This is a genomic window from Lachnoanaerobaculum orale (assembly GCF_003862485.1).
Lineage (GTDB): Bacteria > Bacillota > Clostridia > Lachnospirales > Lachnospiraceae > Lachnoanaerobaculum > Lachnoanaerobaculum orale.
Genome location: NZ_RRCM01000001.1, coordinates 1,311,678 through 1,331,390 on the forward strand (window position 1 = coordinate 1,311,678; position 19,713 = coordinate 1,331,390).

The window sequence follows — 19,713 nt, forward strand, 5'->3', positions numbered from 1 at the left end:
ACCCGACATCCAAAAATTATACCGCTTTTCCTGTATATAGCTGATAATATCTCCCCTTTTGTTCCAAAAGACTTTCATGTGAACCGCGCTCTATTATTCTGCCCTGCTCCAAAACCATTATTACATCCGAGTTTTTGATTGTTGAGAGCCTGTGTGCTATAACAAATGTTGTTCTTCCCACCATAAGTGAATCCATACCGCTTTGAACAAGCTGTTCCGTTCTTGTATCAATTGATGATGTAGCCTCATCAAGTATAAGTACAGGCGGGTCAGCCAAAGCCGCTCTTGCAATCGAGAGGAGCTGTTTTTGACCCTGTGAAAGATTGGCGCCTCCCTCATGTAAAAATGTATTGTACCCGTCCGGAAGTCTTTCTATAAAGCCGTCCGCATTGGCAAGTCTTGCAGCCGCTCTGCACTCCTCATCTGTAGCGTCAGGACGCCCGTATCTGATATTTTCCATAACGGTATCCGAGAAAAGGTTGGTCTCCTGAAGTACAACTCCCAGAGATCTTCTCAAATCGTCCTTTTTAATCTTTTCTATATTGATGCCGTCATATCTGATCTTGCCGCTTTGAATATCATAGAATCTGTTTATAAGATTGGTGATAGTTGTTTTTCCGGCACCTGTAGAACCTACAAACGCAATCTTTTGTCCCTTATTTGCATAAAGATTTATATCATGAAGCACTATCTTATTCGGAACATAGCCGAAGTCCACATCCTCAAAATCTATATTTCCCTCAAGTTTTGTATAGATTAAGCTTCCGTCACTGTGTTTATGCTTCCATGCCCATATGCCGGTTCTCTCATCAGATTCAGAGATATTTCCGTTTTTGTCTTCCTTGGCATTTACCAAAGTAACATAGCCCTCGTCACCTTCCACAGGCTCGTCCATAAGGTCAAATACTCTCTTACTGCCGGCTGCAGCCATAACTACGGCATTAAGCTGCTGTGATACAGTCATAAAAGGTCTGTTAAAAGCTTTTACAAGTGAAAGGAATGCGGCAATAGTACCTACAGTAACTCCCATATGTCCGCTTATTGCAAAGTATCCGCCAACGACAGCTATTACAACATAGCTTAGGTTGCCTATCTGAGCAACTATAGGCATAAGTATATTTGCAAAACCGTTTGCCTTTGTAGACGCATCATATAAGTCATTATTTATCTTTACAAATCCCTCTATGTTCTTCTCTTCATGGTTGAACACCTTAACGACCTTCTGACCGCTGATCATCTCTTCTATATATCCGTTTACCTTACCTAAAGTACTTTGCTGTATGCCGAAATACTTTCCTGAAAGACCTGCAGCCTTACCTGAAGCCTGTACGGAAATAAAAATCATTATAACCGACACTACAGTCATTATCGGACTTAGAATAACCATGGTGATAAATACCGCCACAAGTGAAAACAGTGCTTCCACAAGCTGTGGGAACGATATACCTATAAACTGACGAAGCGTATCCGTATCATTGGTGTATATCGACATGATATCACCATGTGAATGTGTATCAAAGTATCTGATAGGAAGTTTTTCCATATGTGCAAAAAGATTTCTTCTTATCACTCTCATGGTACCCTGTCCTACATTTACCATTATCCTGTTGTAGGTATAGTTTGCAACCACACCTAACAAGAATATGCAAATAAGTCTTAACAGCTCTTTTGCAAGAGGAGTAAAATCAGGATTTGTCTCCTTTGTAAGCGGAGTTATATAATTATCTATAATCTGTTGCATGGAAGAAGCGCTTATAGAGCTTACTATCGCGGAAATAATAATACAAATAAATACCGCAATAATACTCTTTGTATAATTCTTCATTACAAGTGAAATTACACGCTTCATGCTCTTACTTGCAACCACCTGTACAGTCTGGCTTATTCCACCCTTTTCTCTGTTTATTTCCGACATTATGCACCTACCTTATCAAAATCTGCATTGCCTTCCGCCTGTGCATTTGCTGTGGACCTGTATATCTCATTTGTCTCAAGCAGTTTCTCATGAGTATCAAATCCGACTACCTGACCTTTTTCAAGTACAATTATCTTATCAGCATCCTTTATAGAGGATATTCTTTGTGAAATAATAATCTTTGTTATATCAGGTATCTCTTCTCTAAATGCTCTTCTTATCTTGGCATCCGTAGCCGTATCTACAGCTGATGTGGAGTCGTCAAGTATAAGCACCTTGGGATTCTTTAAAAGAGCTCTGGCAATACATAGTCTTTGCTTTTGACCGCCTGAAACGTTTGCACCGCCACGCTCTATCCATGTATCATATTTTTCAGGCATTCTCTCTATGAACTCATCCGCACAAGCCAGTTCACAGGCTCTCTTTACCTCATCCAATGTGGCATTTTCATTACCCCAACGAAGATTTTCAAGTATTGTATCTGAAAACAACTCATTCTTTTGTAAAACTACACTTACCGCGTCTCTAAGTGCTTTCAGATCGTAGTCCTTTACATTCTTGCCGCCTATATATACGCTTCCGGCTGTTGCATCATAAAGTCTCGGTATCAAATTTATAAAGGATGTCTTTGAACTTCCTGTTCCGCCCAGTATTCCTATAGTCTGTCCTGAAGCTATATGTATATTTATATCTGAAAGTACAGGTTTACCCATACCGGCCTTATAAGAAAAGCTCACATTGTCAAAGTCTATGCTTCCGTCTGCTACTGTTTTGCAGGCATTTTCCTTTGAAGTTATATCGCTTTTTTCTTTTAAAACCTCTGCAATTCTTTTTGCACTTGCCTCAGACATTGTAATCATTACAACTGTGAATGAAAGCATCATAAGTGATATAAGTATGCTCATTACATATGAAAACAGTGATGTAAGTGCACCTGTTGTCAAGCTTCCTGAGGTAATTTGGCTTGCACCGAACCATGAAAGCGCTATTATACAGGCATATACCGTAAGTATCATAAGAGGGTTATTAAGTACTATCCTTGATTCAGCCTTTACAAAAAGCCTATAGATATTTGTAACGGCAACCTCAAACTTGGATATTTCTCTGTCCTCCTGTACATATGACTTTACAACTCTTATTCCTGAGATATTTTCCTGTACATTTGCATTAAGTGCATCGTACTTTTCAAAAACCTGATTGAAAAGTCTTACGGCACTTGTCATTATGATGATCAGTGCCAAAGAAAGGAAAAATGTTGCAATAAAGAATATAATTGACATTCTTCCGGATATGGTTACCGTCATTATAAGTGCAAATACAAGAGTTGCCGGTGCTCTCATAAGCATTCTAAGTACCATCTGATAAGCATTTTGGATATTTGTGATATCTGTAGTAAGTCTGGTTACAAGACTTGCTGTCGAGAAATTGTCAATATTTGAAAATGAAAAATTTTGAATATTTCTAAACATCGCTTCACGCAAATTTCTTGCAAAACCTGATGAGGCCTTTGCGGCAAATAATCCGGCAGCCACTCCGCAAAGCAGTCCCAATATTGCAAGTCCTATCATCACGGAACCGTATTTTACTACCGCACCGTAATCTCCCTTCATGACACCCCTGTCAATTATAAAGGTCATCATATATGGTATTAAAAGTTCAAATACCACTTCACCCAATATAAACACAACTGTGAGCAAGGAAGCGGTCTTGAATTCTTTTATATGTTTTGCCAATTCCTTTAACATATTTTCTCCTTTCTTGAATAAAAAAAAAATTGCACAAAATGTACAATCTTTTTAAAAAATGTAATACCTATCAATATAAAGATACATTTCATGCAGAAAAAGGGACTTGAACCCTCATGATATTGCTATCACACGGACCTGAACCGTGCGCGTCTGCCAATTCCGCCATTTCTGCTTATAACACCACGCGAGAGAAACTCACGTGGTAAGTATAATACAATATTTAAAATTATGCAAGCTTTGACTTAGCAACTTCAGCTAACTTTGTAAAACCTGCAGGATCGTTTACAGCTACATCTGCAAGGATCTTTCTGTTCATATCAACGCCTGCAACCTTAAGTCCGTGCATAAGCTTTGAGTATGAAAGTCCGTTCATTCTTGCTGCAGCATTGATTCTTGCGATCCAAAGCTGTCTGAACTGTCTCTTTCTCTCTTTTCTACCTGCGTAAGCACTTGCCAAAGCTCTCATTACAGACTGCTTTGCAATTCTGTACTGCTTTGAACGAGCTCCTCTATATCCCTTTGCAAGTTTTAAAACTCTATTATGTCTTTTCTTTGCATTTAAAGCACCTTTAACTCTTGCCATTTAAAAACCTCCTAACCCTTCGTCAACTTATAGATATGGTAAAATTTTCTTCATAACCTTTGCATTTGTTGCATCTGTTACGATATCTTTTCTAAGATTTCTTTTTCTCTTTGTTGACTTCTTAGTTAAGATATGTGACTTATAAGCTTTGTTTCTTACAAGCTTACCTGTTCCTGTTTTCTTAAAACGCTTTGCTGCTGCTCTACTTGTCTTTAGCTTTGGCATAATGAATCCTCCTTTTATTACAATATCTTTAAGCCTTCTTTGCTGATAAAAACATTACCAAACTTCTTCCTTCCGCCTTAGAAGGTTTGTCGATTGTCGCCACATCTGAAAGAGCCTCGGCAAAATCATCCAAAATATACTTTGACTTGAACATTCTTGCCATCTCTCTACCTCTGAATCTTAGAGTAACTTTAACTTTGTTTCCTTTCTCCAAGAATTTTCTGGCAGAACCGACTTTTGTATTAAGATCATTAGTGTCAATATTCGGCGATAAACGAACCTCTTTTATTTCTATTGTCTTTTGCTTTTTCTTTGCTTCCTTATCTTTTCTGGCAAGCTCATATCTGAATTTACCATAATCAATAATTTTACAAACAGGGGGTTTTGCCGTTGGTGCAATAAGAACCAAATCCAAACCTGCTTCCTCTGCTTTATCTCTTGCTTCGTTTATTGAAACTATACCTAATTGTTCACCCTCTGATGAAATAAGACGAACCTCTTTAGCTTTTATCTGTTCGTTAATCAATTGTTCGCTAATGTCTTTATACCTCCATTTTCTTTACCAATATAAAAAGGCAGATAGAAAACCATCCGCCCATAAAAATAATCATAACCTTGTATCCGACAAATATATTCACAATCTATCAGATATAAACAAACGTTATAGACCATAGTCACGCAATTGTGCTTGGTGAGGCGAACCTGCTTTCTTTCAACGTTTGTTATTCTACCATTTCTAAAGTCGGCAGTCAATAGCCTTTTCTTACTTTTTTATTACATTTTTCTTATGGATGAACTACTTCATATCCTTCCACATCGTAATAGCCTGCCGGGTCCTTGTCACCGCCAAACCATACATGTGAATAGTTCTTATCCATTGCCACACCTACAGTCTTTATAAACGACCATTCACCTTCTCCGATAATAACTGCATTATGTCCCGGTGAACTCTTCCAAAGATCAAGTGCAAGCTGTGGGTCGATACCTATACTGTGATATACGGAAATCTCATATCCGCTTCCTTTATAATCTGTAAGTTCACCGGGCTTATCCCACATTATTTCTGCGTGTGCGTGATCCGGAGTATATGCTCCGCCGCTCCAATTGCCGAAATGTGACCAGCTGTGTAAATTTCCCTGTATACCTCTCTCATCAAGCTGAAGCCTTGGAGTGTAGTCATGAGAATCCTCTACATGGGCTCTGGCAACAGTTGTCAAAGATTTTGAAAACGACAACTTGGACAGACCGAGGCTTTCCCTGTATTCATTTATAAGATAATAAAGATTGGCTTCCTCATCGCTTAATGAAAGCTTTTTAAGTTCGTTTACCACCTTTGTTCTTTCATCCTGCTCGCCTGTATTGTCATTTGATATAACTGTGGTCATAGGATCTGTAACAACTCCACCGGCAGGTACTACCTGATTTGACTGTGTGCTTGTATTTTGTTCATTATTCTCAGGCTGTTTACCGCTTTGATCATCACTGTCAGGTGAAATATTCTCTAAAACCTTGTCCGTATCCGCAACAGGTCCTATATTGTTTTCTGTAGCGGCCACATGACCGTTGTGTGAGTCGTTATTATCAATACTACTTGTATCCGAAGTTTGTGCCTGTGTACTTTCAGTATTGTCAGTCTCCACTCCCGGACCTACCAAATTTTTAAGTTCATCTTCATCGTCGGCAGGCTTTTGTATATTGCTTACAATACTCTTTTGATTGGCGGATTTTGACTCCTCTATTTTTTCTCCGTTTTCACGCACATACTGTCCGTCAGGAGTCCTTGAACTGACAAGCATAGCTCCGTCAGAGCCGACGTAGTAATTGTCCACCCATGAATCCTCTACCATATATCCGTTGTCATCAAAATAATACCACTTGTTGTCCAAACTTTTCCAAGAATCACTTGGGTATGAACCGTCAACCTGCACATACCACCATCCTCTTTCATCTTTTTGCCAACCCTGTACCAAAGGATCCGCCAGTGCGATTAACGACAAAAAACAACTTGTCAATAAAACTAAAATAAGCCCCAAGATCTTCTTGCTCAAACTCATAGCCAACTCCAAATCTTTCGTAATTTATAAGAATATATTAACACATCTTTACATCTATACACAATAGAAAGATTATGTATACTATTATATTGTTTCAAAGGCGCACAGTATATCATAATTTATTTCTGTATAAAATGCTCTTCTAAGATCAGAATAAGATGTGTATCTTTTCAGTAATACCATCATCTTTGTAATGGTAGCTTCAAGTGTCATGTCATAGGCTTCAATAAGATTAAAATCCTTCTTTACTTTTTGTCCTACCTGATAAATTTCCATGTTGGAACCCTCGTTGACCACCTGAGTCGCCATCACAATAAACTTACCCATCTTTTGCCACTTTTCCATCTCCGCATAAAACTTTTCAAGTACATTGTCGGGGATACCGCCCACTCCGAAACTTTCTATTACGATACAGTCATAGTTTTCAAAAAGGTACTCAAGCATCCCTTCCCTCATTCCGGGAATCACCTTAAGTACACATACCGAATCATTAAGATCAAGGAAAAACCTCACCCTCTCTCTCATAGGTATGTAAGGAATATACCTTATGATATGTTTTTCCTGTATTCTTGCAAGTATAGGAAAGTTCACACTGTGAAATGCGTTAAAAGATCTTGCCATCATCTTCTTTGCCCTTGTACCGGCGATAACATTCCCGTCAAATACCAATACTATATTTTGGGAGTAATCGTCACAGGCGTAGAGTATACTGTCTCTTAAATTGACCTTTGCATCAGTACCGTCTATATTTATCGGCTTTTGTGCTCCCGTTATAACTATAGGTTTTCTTGAATTTTGTATCATATAGCTTAGTGCCGCCGATGTGTACGCCATTGTGTCCGTTCCGTGCAATATCACAAACCCGTCATAAAAATCATAATTTTTCTTTATTGTGCCTGCAATATCTATCCAAATCTTAGGTGTAATATTTGTCGAATCGATATTGCAGATTTGAAGCACATCTATTTCACAAAGCTTTTCCACCTCAGGTACATATGTCAAAATCTCCGGTGCGCTAAGTGCCGGAGAAAGTCCTTCTCCCATCTGCTTTGACGCAATAGTACCGCCGGTTCCAATCACTAAAATTTTCTTCATATTCTCTCCTTGTCAGTATATAAGAATACAGTCAAACAGCTAAAAAAACAAGTATTATTGATTACAAAAAAATGACGCCCCGATTTCTCGGGACGCCATGGGCAATAATTTTTAGGTAGTTTGATTGTGGAATTTTACTTCCACGCTCCGGTATCATTCACATGAAATCCGTCCGGAGTATCTTCATTTATGAACATAGAGCCTAAAGGCCTTATGTCTTTGTTGTCGCCATAGTTCCAACGACCTGTGCTGTTGTCAAAGAACCATGTCTGAGCAGGCGGATTCGGATTGAAGTAATACCAATTTCCGTCAATTTTATCCCATGAGATATGCATATGTCCGTCGGCTCTGTCAAGGAAATACCATCTGCCGTCATCAGGATCATGATGCCATCCCTTTATCATCTCTCCGAAGAATCCGTCATGGTTCATTGAAAGGTAGTACCACTTATTTGTGGCTCTGTCTAAAAACCATCCGCTGTCCATGATACCGTCCTCTTCAAAGTGATACCACTCTTCCTTGGTTCTTCCCTCATAGGTGTAGCTTAACTTCTGCCAGCCTGTAACTCTCTCTCCGCTGTTTAACTTAAAAATCCACTTTGAATTATCAAGATTATTTTTCGCCTCTTCAGGATTTATAAGTTCCCAGTTTCCACTAATTCCTACAGCGATAGGTGTCTGTGCACCGAGGGTCTTTGATTTGCCTGCAGCGCCCAAGCCTCCACGGCCGCCACCGCCGCCTGAAGATCCGCGTGAATGAGAACCGTTTGAGCTTCCGCCGTTACTCTTCTTTCCTGCATTCTTAAGTGCAAGCTCAAGTGCATCATATGCCGCCTTTAACTCTCCTGTTGAAGCCTTTCTGTTGATTTTATCAAGCACAGCTTTAGCCGCATCTATAGCGTTTTGCAGCATACCTGTATTGGCAACATTAGGAAGAGCCGCTCTTGCCTGATTTATAAGATTTGACAAATCTGTTGCAGCCTGATTTCTGTCGACTCTGTCATTTGAGAAGAACAGATAAACTGTGGCATCCGCTAAAACTCTTGTAGTTGTATCGGTAGGTACAAATGAATCTCTGTCATCACTTACACCCTCATAATGCCATGTGATACCATTGTTATCTATATAATCTCTTGTAAGATTTGCAGTGTAGAGATTTGCATAATCTTCAATTACTCTTGTCTGTGCAATATGAAGAGTCGAAACAAGGTGATTGTCTCTTGCATCTCTTACCAAAACAGTTCTTACATCGTCAGGAAGCGTATATCCGAGTGCATAAGTGGAACCGTTTGAAACTGTAAGTGTAAACTCACCGTTATATGTAGGTGATGTAAAGTCCACTCCCGTATACGGACTTATACTTGAACTTCCGGCGTTTGAAGGTGAAGCAAGACTTCCTCCAAGCTCATAGAATCCGTAGTTTCTGTTGCCAAGCAGCGCTCCCGTTACAATATTTGCATCAAATGTGATATTGTTTCCGCTAGGGTCTGTATAGTCTTCCCATACACCGCTTACAGGATTCTTCTTTTGTACATTGAATGTAAGTAAGAATACAGATCTGAAGCTGTCGTCTGTCTCGTTAGCGATAGCATTTCTTGTAGCTACAGGTATACTTGATTTTATTATCTGTATTCTGAAGTCTCCGGCTTCATTAACCATCGGATATACCACACCTACATCCTGATTTGAATGTATACTGTCAACATAATCCTTAGCCCATGTATTTCCTGACGGTGAAGCGAATACACTCTGCAATCTTACAGGTGCATCAGGCATTGTAAATGAAATTCTGTCTCCTGAAATATTGTAACTTCTAAGTCCGCTTATTACATTCCAGCTTTGGAAAATATTGCTGTTAGTATCAATCGGTGCGGCTTTGATCTCAACATTTGTACCTGCCGCTACTCCCTGTAAAGGATTTGCTGCAGTAGCATTGCTGCCGTTGAAACGAAGCAGACTGTACTGTGGATTTGCATCTGCAATGATTGTGATATCACTGTTTGCATTAGGTATTGAAAGATTTGCAGTACTTACATCTGTAGGTACTGTAGTAGTCTGCCTTGTTACAAGGTCTATATTACTTCCTGTAGGTCTTGCCACTATCTGATAGTTTACATCAGGATCAAGGTTTTCAAATACAAGGTCACTTCCTGTAGGTGTTGTAAACGGATATACCACTCCGCCGGGTCCTATCAGCGCATAATCTGTATTTGCCGAAAGAGGTGAAACTGTAATCTTTGCTTTACCGCGGTGATTTGCATCCACCTCAACAAGAGGATTTATCGCAGTAGGTATTGTAGCCGATGTAGGTGTCGAAACATCGCTTCTTGGTATAGGCATTCCTACCGATACCACCGCACTTGGCAGTGCCGTATATACCTGATAATTTTGTCCCGGATTAAGCGCAGGGTCTGCTATCTCACCGCCTGTTGAAACAAGGTTTGCACCGTTTACTACACTCACTACATTTCCGCTGACAGGGTCTACGACTACATAGCGAAGTCTGCTGTCAATAGTTGTAGGGTCTATCTGTATTGAAGGTGTTCCGTTTGAAGGATGTAACTGTCCGTTAGCTGCAGGCGCATTTGCTACAAGAGGTGATGTCGGCTGAGCAAACGCTGTGAAAGTCTGTCCGTTCAAACTGTTAATAGGTGTAGTTGAATCAATAGGGTTAAAGTTACCGTCAAACCACTGTATTGTGTATCCCGTATCAGGGTTTACGTCAGTATATGCACTTAAGTCACCGAATGTAAGATTTACAGGGTTTCCGCTTGCATCTACATTTGCAATCTCTGCATCCTTACCCAAAGGTAGCGGAGAGATATGACCGCCTATATTGAAATGATAGGTGTTAAAGTTACTTGGTATCTTTGTAAACTTTGCTGTCAATATTATTGTATTCTTGCTGTTTGGAATTCCTGTAACAGTCTGAGGTGTACCGAGATTTAAGTTTACCTGCTGTGAACCAAGTTCCGACGATGTCTCCCAATGATCGAATCTGTATCCTGCATTAGGTACCGGATAATAAATCATATCACTCGGATTTATATTCACACTGTATGTAGTACTTCCTGTCGGAGTAATTCTTGAAAGATTGATTGCAGCATCTGTACCTACATTATAATCTGCAGCTGTAGGTGAATTTGCAACCTTTATACTTCCTCCTGCTCCGTTAATAGGGATAAGTTGAACTGTCGACTCAGGACTGGATGTATAAGTTACTATAATTTCCTTTGTTTTAGTTGGTCCTGTGTCAGCTGTTTCTAAATCAAAGAATTGATGTGAATCACTCCAGGAAGAGGCAATACTTGCTATCGGTGTTTTATATGAGTCATCCCAATTATCACCATTTAGCTGTGCCTTTGGAGTATTTCCGGCATCATACTTATAACCTACAAGCATCGGTACAGGAATCTTTATAAAATATGAGCCATTATTATATCCCGCTTTCATATCAAGATATGTAGGTATTCCATTATGATCTACTTCCTTATAAATCGTACCATTAAGTGAGCCTGCCGGCGAAGATAGGGGGAGCGACGTACTACCTTCAAACGTTTTCACTACAAACCTTGTAATATCGTTACCTCTATCATCCATGTATTTTATACGAAGTGTTGTTTCATATAACTCATTAGGATAATACTTATAAGTTACTTTTACATCCTGATTCGGCATTTGTCCAACTATCTTGCCCGGAGATAAAGTACCGGAGCTAAGACTGTTTGCAGACAAGCCTTCATAAGTGAAATCGCCTATACTTACACTGTCTTTAAGCAATGTATTATTTACAGATCCACTCTTTTCACTGTCAATAAAATTAATGGTTACACCACCAAGGTAATACCTGTCTGAAGATGTAGCATTACCTCTTATCGCATTACTTATTGTAGCACTTTGCTTTATATTCTTAGTACCTACATCAGTATACGCCGGTAAATCAAAATTATCCCTAATTATAGTTTTAGGAGTGGAATTTGGTGAATAATCAGGATAAATCTCATCTACAACTTGTAGTGTCTTTTTAATTTGACTATCTACATCATATTTAAATGTTATGTGCGTATCTTTATTTATCATTGTTCCACTCAAATTATAGTTTGAATCCAGACTGAATCCGGCATCTTGAGCGTTAAAATCTGTAACACTATCTGTAAAAGCTGTAGCAGTATCCGGTTTAAAAAATTTCACTGTATCATTCACATTTGTATTGGTTATCTTGAATCCATTAGGTACTAGCGGAAATTGAGGTATACCGTCCAAAACATGTCTATTTTCAATCTGTGCAGATGTTGGGATACCCGGCACATATATATTATTTTCAGTTTTATATTCAACTTTTAATTTATATGTCTTTGTTGTATCCGGTCCAAGCCTAGCATAATATGTTTTTCCATCACTTGGATAATTAATACTATCCATTCTCCAAAGCGGAAATCCATTTTTAGTATCAGTTAACCACTCTTTAATGACATATCCCTCAAGCCCCATTTCTTTCCAAGACTTACCAAACAATTTTCTTGAAGTATCATTGTCAAAACTTCCCTTATTAGGATCCGTTAAGTCAGGTTTTACAAAAGGTAAATATATATATTGATTGGTCCTATCAACTAACATACCGTTGAAATCATTACTACTTATATCTATCAATTTATTGGCAATTCCACCACTTGTATTTACATTTTGAATAATATTTTCTAATGAAGGATTCAAATCTGTAAAATTAAATTGAATAGTTGGACCTGTTGGAGCACTTGATGCCGCCCAAACCGGCAAACTTGCCGGCTGGGTCAAAACCATTGTTCCCACCAATAGGGAAGCAATTTTTCTTTTTATTTTTTTCATATTTTTCTCCGATATCACTGAAGCTTTTCACCGTTGGCATTTACTGTGTAGCCGTCCGGTGTCTTTTCATTCTCATACATGGAGCCATATGGTCTTGAAGATGTCTTTACATAATCCCATTTCATATCGGAAGCATTCCACTCATATGTAGGTGCAGGAACTTCAGGGTTGAAGAAGTAATCCTTTCCTCCGATATGTTGCCAACCTGTAAGCATAGCACCTGAATTGTTCATATAGTACCATCTTCCGTCCTGCGGATCGTGATGCCAACCTCTTGTCATCACTCCGTTGTTTTCGTCCATGTAATACCATAGGTTTGTATTGGTATCAAGTACCCATCCGAGAACCATCTGTCCTTCAAGTTCTCCCTTTTGGGTATTCATATAATACCAGTTACCTGTTGACGGGTCTTGCATCCATCCTGTAACCATTGTTGACTTTGCATCAAAGAAATACCATCTGCTGATAAGATTGCCGTTCTTATCCGGAATCTGAATCTTAGCCCATGAAGAATTGAGCGGAAGTCCGCCGTTCAATACAAAGCTCCAACCTCCCGTTACAGGATTTGTCTCCCACTTTCCGTCAGTTCCGAGTACAAAGCTTGTAACGTTACTTCCTTCAAGTGTTGCCTTGTTATTTGTAGTATTCTTCTCTCCCGGTGTCAAAAGTATTGAACCCCTTCCTGCTGAAGAGTTTCCGCCACCGCTTGCACCGCCGGTTCTTCTTACTCTGTCCGACAATCTGCCGTTTGATATATTGCTGTATCTGTTGATTACATCAAGCAGTCCGTCTATTGCCTGTTGAAGCTCGGCATAGTTTGCCATTCTTCTGTGGTCAATACCGTCCTTATCAAGTATATCTCTTGCCCATGCCAACGTATCCATAGCCTCAAGGATTTTGCTGCTGATAGTATCAGCCTCACCTGCCTTAAGATAAGGGTTTCCAAGTAAATCCTTGGCATTTTGAATGGTATCCGCCAGGTCTACTCTGGCCTTGTCAACCTTAGGCTTATTATTCTCATAGTAAGCGTATATAGTTGTTGCTTTTGTAATCTTCATTGACGGATCAAATACTGAAAGAGTATTTTCCTTCTTTGACCAGTTCTTATAATTATGTTCCACACCGTATATATCTTCAAAAGGTGTTACAAGGTTTCCGGCAATCTCTCCGTCCGCATATGCCTGAACAAGAGAATAATCAAGAGAATAATCGGTATCATCTACCGCCTCTTTTCTTCTTACCTTGAACTTGTGGTAGAAGTTTCTGCTTGTATCATTCAGATACTGATAGTCAAGTACCGGTTTGTTATCCACAAATACCACCTTGAATACCTTTGAATAAACCACTACATAGGTGTGATTGAGATTTGCCGTGAACTTGAACAGTCCCGCATTGTTGTCAAGATCTCCGACATAACTCATTGCAACAGGTGTACCTGTAGTCACATCAAAGATTTCATAGTCAAGCTGATCCGTATCGGCTGCAGGAAGCTGTGCCGTAACATCAATACTTGCGTTGGATGCTGTCGCTCTTCCGACCTTTCTGCCGTCTACATATCTTTCAAGCTCAATATCGAGTGCATATGCCGGAGTATATGCATCAGGATGATCCATACCTGAAACAGATACAGGCTTTACCAATGCACTCTCTGCATTGCTTGCATTTCTCTTTGAGAATATAACTCTGTAGTCAACCTTGGCACCGTTTACACCGATAAGTGATTGATCCTGCGGTGTTGTCAGTTCATGTGCGAGTGCAGGTATCTGATTCGGATCAAGTCCGAACTCTCCTACTGCTCCTCCTCTGATCTCTTCATCGGCATCAGCATCATCAGCCGCCACATTCGGAAGATCATATACCGCCTTAAAGACAATATTTGAGTTTGACATTGTGAATGTGTAATCATTTGTAGGTATTTTTCCGGTAACTCCTACCGCTCTTCCTGCAAGTACCTGCCAATACTTAAAGTTGTATCCTGCAGCATTTACAGGGTCTGCGTGTAAGCTTACAACTTCACCTGACTTGGCATCGGTGTAGCTGTTTGAACCTACGCTGTTGCTTCCTACACTTACCACCTCACCGTTTACAGTCTCAACAATGTACTTCGGTGCGTCTGCCATATCTCCCGGATTGGCTGTGATTGCGTTTCCGTCAGGAAGTTTTGTAAGCGGATTTGGAATTGAGGTATCACCCTTTCTTCTTGCCACAACAGTGTATGTCTCATTAGGATTCAAATTGTTGAAAGTAACCTTTGACGGATTGCCTGATGAGCCTATCCATCCGTTGTTACTTCCCGGATAATTTACCACATTTCCGCTTTCGTCGATAAGTGCATAATCCGCATCAGGATCGGCAGGATTTATAATAATCTGAGCCATTCCGTCATTGTCGGGATCATAACCTACGCTGTAGTTGTTATCAACTGTAGGAACATAGGTATCTATCGGTGAAGAAATATTGCTGCCTGTAACAGATGATGTAGGATTTCCGACCGTTGCAATAGTATCAGGTGTACCTTCCTGCACATCATAATGTGCACCCGGAATCAGATTAGGAACATTTGTAATACTTCCTACAGATTCACCTGTAACTACAGCTACAATCTTACCGTTCTTATCACTGATCACATATACATTGCCCGGCGTTGTACCGTTTATTCTTATTTCACCGCTTCCGTCACTTCCAAGATGACCTGTAGGTACTATAGAACCTATAGTAAGACCCCAAGTAACAGGATCCTTAGTAAAGTTTGCATAGTATGTCGCATGATTTACAAGCGGGGTTGTTGCCGTCATGGCACGGTTTGTACTGTCACTCCAGTTGGCAAAGTTATAGTTTACTACAGGAATAGTGCTTGGTAAGTCACTTTGAATCTGTCCCCATGTATAATCATAAGGCTTGTGAAGAGTTGTCGGTGTTCCCACACTACCGTTTGCATTTGCCGCAAAGTTTATATCAATCCACATAGAAGGATCTTCAACGAATTTTGCATACAATGTTAGCGGTAAACTTCCGCTCGGCAGCGGATCTGTAGGTACAACAGGTATGGTTGCGGCCGCATCCATATACCAACCGTCAAACTTATAATATCTGTTTGCACTTGTACTCGGAATACTTCCCTGAGCACTGAGCTTATTGAATGTATCCGCCTTTGCATTGCCGAGAGCACTTCCGTCACCTCCGAGGAATGTGGTAGGTGCTCCAAGCATTACCGAGCTTACACTTCCTTCGTTGTTAGGTGCCGCTGCAACCGCAAAGTTTATCGCTCTCCACTTGCTCGGATCGCGACTGAGCTTATAGTCCACACTGATCGGTCCTGTTGCAGATAAAGGCATTGCACCGTTTAGTGCTCCATCTGACGGATTTACACTTCCCCAGCTGCTTCCTGCAGGATTGATATCGGCAGTTGAATTGCTGTCCCAGATATATCCGTAAAGCTTATCTCCCACCGTGCTGCCTGCAGCAGGTATCTGCATATTTGTTATTGTAGATCCCGGTGCTATACCGTCAACACTGCTTGCAAGTACGCTGTTTGCTACCTCTCTGTCATAGAATCTGCGCACAAGGTTGTTTGAAGAATCCGCCGTGTAGATGTACCTGATTACTACATTCTGATTCGGCATATGTGCAGAAAATTGTCCTGTTGTCTGATCGTTTAAAATTACAAACCCCGGTGTGTCAAGTCCTGTATTACTATTTGGAAAAACCAAATTACCATGACCGCCTGCCAAAATATTAAAAGATGTATAATTGTACCCTGTGATTGAAGTATCCGGCTGACTTGAGAATATTTGTTCTGCATTTAGATCTCCTGTTTGATCAGGCGCTAATCTATTTCCTGCACTATCACGGTGTTCAACAGTATATTTAAATTTCACATTCGGATCAGCCTTATAACGATATGTTAAATCAATATCTACAGTTTTCATTGTTCCTGTAACGATATTTCTATTGTCAACGCTTCCTGCCGCATATGGAATTTGTGCTATAGTGTTAACTATATATCCGGGTATAGAACGTGGTAATGCAGTAAATGTCTGTGAAAAATAGCGTTGTACAGGAGCATCGCTACCGAAGTCTACCGGTAATGTCACATTTGAATTTTGATGTTTTACACTAACATTATGTAATGTCGGATCAATTGACCATGTGGCATATAAATATACATTGCCCGGAGTAGTAGGCTTTGGAAAAACTTTTATATTATGTACAGTATCCAATACCCCATCAAATGGAACTCCGTCTGTATCTACATCCGGCTCATATTCCTTATTAGCATTATTATTAGTATATGTCCTCCATCCTTCGAATTTATATCCCTGCTTTGTAGGAATAGGCAACTCACCTAAAGTAGTTGCTGTTGCATGTTCATCCGTTACCTCTTCTTTACTTGCCAAGGCATTACCTCCCTGAGTATCGAAATTATAGCGAACAACATTCTTTTTGAAATAAACATTGACAGTTGCCGGACCGGCTCCCATACTACCAATAATATTTCCTGTATACTTACCTGTTTGATCCTTTTCTGCAATAATTGTACTTACTGAAGAAGGTATAACAACTCTATCAAATACATATTTTTCATATGCATTTTCTAATTTAGGAAGATCGTATTTTATGCTTTTGCCTCCGGCAATTGACTTAGTAAACGGATTACTATCAACATGCTCGCCTTGGCTTGATGAAGAGAAATCCATACTTGTAAATGGTATATTCACACCTTCATCATCAATATAATTAATATTAAGTGTATAAAATGAAGCCTTCAGATAAAGGACACCTTGTGTTTGATTAGTTTCATTACCTATTTTGGTACCTGATTTAACCTGATTTCCGGGATTTCCCGGAACAATAGATTGTAGAGGGCTCTTATCTGCCTTTATTTTATTTATAATATATGGTGGCGAAACAGTTCCTCTTTCTGCGTAATCAAGCACTGTACTTCCTTCTTCATTGGATTCCGGTAGTCTTGAATTATCCGCCTCATTTATGCCTATTTCTCCTGTCAAACTTACACCCTTAGGAATATATAAATAGTTTGCTCCCAATCCTATATTAGAAGGTACAGATGTATTTGTAGTATCTATAGTAGTATTTCCTGTTACATTTACATTTCCGCTTAGTGTAAATGGGTATTCAATCTGTGTTGTGGTTGATGTATGTTCTGTAATGGCTTTTGCATTTGCAAGGCTTACAGCAGAAACATTATTTGTTGATTCATTACCTGTAATAATTACTTTTCCTGTACCGGAACTTGCTACAATCTTTCCGTCACCTTCTACATCTATAGCAGAAGCAGTCGGTATAACTTCTACTTCCTGTCCGGAAGTAGGGTCTATTTTTTTTGCAGGCTGAACTTTATTACCCGTAAGTGTAGTACCTGCTTTTAGATTCAGCTGACCGTTTACTTTTACAAGTGCTCCTGTTACCTTTGTATTTGCTGTATCAGTTGCAGCCTTATTACCGTCCAACACTATATTATTAAGAGTTACTGTCGTTCCTTCAGGTACATCTATAAGATTTCCTGTAAAATCATTCTTACGAATAAGTTTCTTTACAGTACCTTCCGGCATATCATTTGGATGATTACTATAATATCCAGGTTTATTAGGTTCAGATGCAGGTGCTCCTACACTCATATTGCCAATCTTATCATAAATACTGGTCTGGATTGTAAGACTTTTTAGTTTAGCCGTATGACCATGTGAATCTTTATCCCATGTGATAGTTTCTGAAACAGCTGTGTCATCCATAACATAAATATATGCCTTCTCTGTTCCACTTTCGACAATTTCTTTTACAGCATCGTTTATACTTGTATAAGGTCTTGTTACATAACCGGTAGAAGAACCGTTTTGACCTCTATAATTAGGGTCTACATAGTAAACCGATACTCTCATAGAAACTTCAAATGTGGCACTCTTTGTCTGTCCAGGTGCCAAATCAAAGTAGGCTGAAAAAGCAGCTGCAGAGTCATAACCCTGTAATAAGCTATCTTTAGATTTTGCTAAAGCAAAACTAGTATGATAAATATAACTTCCACTAGTAATATATGATGGTGTAAATTCAAATTGACCTGCCCATACTCTTCCATCTCCTGACTTTACCTTTACATCAAAGTCAGACAGTCTGTATGTATTATCCGGTGAATCAATCTTTTCCGTATCCCAAGATGGTTTATTATATAAATCTTGTGCCTGAGCATCGGATAAATTCGCCATCATATGTAGATGTTTACCACCTTGTGTAACTAAAATAGGTGCCTTATCATGATTATATAGGAATGTATCAGACTCATTACCTATCATAAACTTTACAGGATCACTCGTTGTATTAGCTACTGTATATGTTACAAGCAAATTCTTATCGTCATCATCCGGTTTTATTTCCTGACGAACTTCTATTTTTGTTCCTGTAGGTTTACCCGGTACAGGAATTTCTGTAATACCACCGTTATATGTAGCATGAAATAACTTTATCGGAAAAACATTTGGATCTATAACTTTATATGTGTAGTTTGGTGCTGTTCCTGTAAGAGTACCTGTATAATTAGCACCATCCAGCTTAGCCTCTTTTGGTGTTATATTATCTCCCATATATGGTGTAAAGGGAGTTAAATAACCCGGAGCATCTCCTACGCTATCAGGTCTTGGTTCTCCAAATCCATAGTATGTAGCCCAATAATCTTTTCCAAATGCAGTTCGAACTGTAGTACTATAACCTTTATGTGCAGCATTTCTTGCAGAATCACTATCATCTATCACTGCAGCTACATTGAATGAATTAGTATTACCTATATTATTTGATCTTGTCTCTGCCAGAGCAAGTTCCATGTAAGCATCTGCTGGATCATAGTTAGTATTTCTACCTGTCGTCAGCCCTGCTCCCATCTTCTGAAATGTAAATCCTGTAGATGAAGAAGAACCGTAGCTTACTCTGTTATTGCCTGAACCACTTGTAGTCATATAAGGATATCTGTCCCCGTTATCTGTCAGGCTTGTGTTAGGGACAAGGCTGCTAGCCCTTGCATCCATCTCCCCAAAAGGCAGCCCTGTAGCCACCATCAAAAAGGATAAGAGACCTGCCAACAGTCTTTTACCCTTGTGCTTATTTTGTGTCATATATCACCTCTATAAGTTTTTGTACAAAATAAAATCACTATATTATTTTATTCCTCCATTAAACATAAAGACATAAAATCAAACTTATACACTTGATAAGAAAGAGCCTCACCTAGCCCAAGCAAAAC

Annotated in this window: 9 protein-coding genes and 1 tRNA gene; all 10 read right to left on the reverse strand. The window is 39.4% G+C overall.

The genetic code is table 11. The features are described 5' to 3' along the window. Positions 1 to 16: 16 nt before the first annotated feature. The 10 genes from EHW90_RS06330 to EHW90_RS06375 all read right to left on the reverse strand — a co-directional run bounded on the left by EHW90_RS06330 (position 17) and on the right by EHW90_RS06375 (position 19,585). Positions 17 to 1,915, reverse strand: coding sequence for an ABC transporter ATP-binding protein (locus EHW90_RS06330; protein ID WP_124952041.1), 1,899 nt, complete (start codon positions 1,913 to 1,915; stop codon positions 17 to 19). Beyond that, the gene (locus EHW90_RS06335; RefSeq protein WP_124952042.1) at positions 1,915 to 3,660 is read right to left on the reverse strand and encodes an ABC transporter ATP-binding protein; all 1,746 of its coding nucleotides are present in this window, start codon (positions 3,658 to 3,660) and stop codon (positions 1,915 to 1,917) included. Before EHW90_RS06335 ends, EHW90_RS06330 begins: the two co-directional genes overlap by 1 nt. A gap of 91 nt (positions 3,661 to 3,751) precedes the next feature. Continuing rightward, positions 3,752 to 3,835: transfer RNA gene (locus EHW90_RS06340), tRNA-Leu, on the reverse strand. Between the two features lie 54 nt (positions 3,836 to 3,889). Further along, on the reverse strand, positions 3,890 to 4,246 hold the full coding sequence (gene rplT / locus EHW90_RS06345; RefSeq protein WP_009445971.1) for a 50S ribosomal protein L20: 357 nt from the start codon (positions 4,244 to 4,246) through the stop codon (positions 3,890 to 3,892). 27 nt (positions 4,247 to 4,273) lie between these two features. Then, positions 4,274 to 4,471, reverse strand: coding sequence for a 50S ribosomal protein L35 (rpmI, locus tag EHW90_RS06350; protein WP_002603682.1), 198 nt, complete (start codon positions 4,469 to 4,471; stop codon positions 4,274 to 4,276). Between the two features lie 28 nt (positions 4,472 to 4,499). Next, positions 4,500 to 4,997 (reverse strand): translation initiation factor IF-3, encoded by a 498-nt coding sequence (gene infC / locus EHW90_RS06355; RefSeq protein WP_009445969.1) that lies wholly within the window; start codon positions 4,995 to 4,997, stop codon positions 4,500 to 4,502. A 259-nt stretch (positions 4,998 to 5,256) separates the two neighbouring features. Next, positions 5,257 to 6,525, reverse strand: coding sequence for a CAP domain-containing protein (locus tag EHW90_RS06360; protein WP_124952043.1), 1,269 nt, complete (start codon positions 6,523 to 6,525; stop codon positions 5,257 to 5,259). 84 nt (positions 6,526 to 6,609) lie between these two features. Beyond that, positions 6,610 to 7,620, reverse strand: coding sequence for an asparaginase (locus EHW90_RS06365; RefSeq protein WP_124952044.1), 1,011 nt, complete (start codon positions 7,618 to 7,620; stop codon positions 6,610 to 6,612). Between the two features lie 134 nt (positions 7,621 to 7,754). Beyond that, complete coding sequence (locus tag EHW90_RS06370; RefSeq protein WP_124952045.1) at positions 7,755 to 12,464, reverse strand: N-acetylmuramoyl-L-alanine amidase family protein; 4,710 nt, start codon at positions 12,462 to 12,464, stop codon at positions 7,755 to 7,757. Positions 12,465 to 12,478: 14 nt separating this feature from the next. After that, entirely contained in the window at positions 12,479 to 19,585 is a 7,107-nt protein-coding gene (locus EHW90_RS06375) for an InlB B-repeat-containing protein (RefSeq protein WP_124952046.1), read from the reverse strand. Between the last annotated feature and the right edge of the window lie 128 nt (positions 19,586 to 19,713).